2 protein-coding genes are annotated in these 1465 nt (G+C 58.4%); one reads left to right on the top strand and one right to left on the bottom strand.

Translation table 11 applies throughout. The annotated features are described in order from the left end of the window. A partial coding sequence (locus AUR66_RS13720; protein ID WP_157533126.1) for an AMP-binding protein occupies positions 1–897 on the bottom strand: 897 nt, incomplete at its 3' end. A gap of 146 nt (positions 898–1043) precedes the next feature. On the opposite strand from AUR66_RS13720, the gene AUR66_RS13715 reads away from it, so the two are divergent. Beyond that, positions 1044–1465: nitrilase-related carbon-nitrogen hydrolase (locus tag AUR66_RS13715; RefSeq protein WP_331457007.1), on the top strand; the 422-nt coding region annotated here is incomplete at its 3' end.

Genomic DNA, 1465 nt, shown 5'->3' with positions numbered 1-1465 from the left:
GAGGTCGAGGACGGACTGAGCGGTCCAGGTGACGTGCGCGAGATACCCGCCAGTCGTGTGTTTGACTTTCTTCGGTTCGCCAGTCGTCCCCGACGTGTGGATGAGAAACAGGCAGTCGTTGGCGGCGCGTTCGACTGGGTCGACGACAGCACCTGCCTGTTCGGAGACCAGTGTGTCGTAGTCGTGTTGGTTCGTCCCGAGGTGGGTGTCACCGTCGAGTCGAGAGACCACGACCGTCTCGTGGATGTCGTGGTCGACGTTCAAGCGTGCGTCGTCCGCCTTACTCTTCAAGAGAACGGGGTTGCCACGTCGGTAGTAGCCATCACAGGTGACGAGGTACGGAGACGCCGCACTCTCGAGTCTCGTGGCGAGGGCGTCTGCCGATAGCCCTGCAAAAACGACGTTGTGGGGAGCTCCGAGTCGGGCACACGCGAGCATGGCGATGGGAAGTTCCGGAATCATCGGCATGTAGAGCGTGACCACGTCATCTTCTTCGACACCCAACGCTCGAAGCGACGCTGCACACTCGTTGACCTCTCGGTAGAGGTCCTGGTACGTGTAAATTCTCGTCTCGCCGGTTCGGCTCTCCCACTTGAGTGCGACGCGGTTTTTCCCGCCGTTTTCGACGTGTCGGTCCAGACAGTTGTACGAGGCGTTCAGTGTTCCGCCAGAAAACCACTCGTGTGAAGACTCACTCGTGGAGAGAATAGTATCGTACTGGTCGTCCCACTCGAGTAACTCGGCCGCACCATCCCAGCACTCGGGCCACTCCGCCTCGAAGTCGCCGTAAATGGACTCGTCGGTGACGTTGGCCTGCGCGACGAACGACGTAGACGGTCTGAGACTGCCCACCTCAGACTGCTCCAACGCGGAGTCCGGTTCCCGACCGTTCGACATAGCCCAATACACCGGAGCGTGAATGATAAACGTTCGTACTGAATGTTCGTGCTTTCGACAAGAGTCGAGTCAGTGACGACAGCAGGACTGAATCCGAGTTGCTGGGGGCAACTCCATACCGCAAGAGCACACACCGTTTACTAGAGATGTCTCAGTTCGTGGCCGCAGCGTGTCAGGTGGACTCGAAAGACGACAAGCAAGCCAATCTAGACCGAGCGCTTGGGCTGGTCGACGAGGCTGCAGCGTCGGGTGCTGACTTCGTTGCACTCCCCGAGATGATGAGTTACATCGGTCAAAAGGACCGGTACCCGGACGTTGCAGAGTCACTGGACGGAGAGATAGTCCAGCAGTTCTCTGAGAGAGCGCGAAAACACGGGATGTACGTCCACACTGGGAGTTTCTTCGAGCGGATTCCCAACTCTGATCGCGTGTACAACACCTCGGTGATGATTGGACCCGATGGAGAGGTACTCGGTTCGTATCGAAAGGTACACCTCTTCGATATCGAACTCGACGGCGACGTGGAGTACCAAGAGTCCGAACGGGTGGCACCGGGCGACGAAACCGT

The sequence above is a fragment of the Haloferax profundi genome (assembly GCF_001469865.1).
Lineage (GTDB): Archaea > Halobacteriota > Halobacteria > Halobacteriales > Haloferacaceae > Haloferax > Haloferax profundi.
Note: the sequence above shows the minus strand (reverse complement) of the source record. Positions and strands in the feature narration are given on the sequence as shown.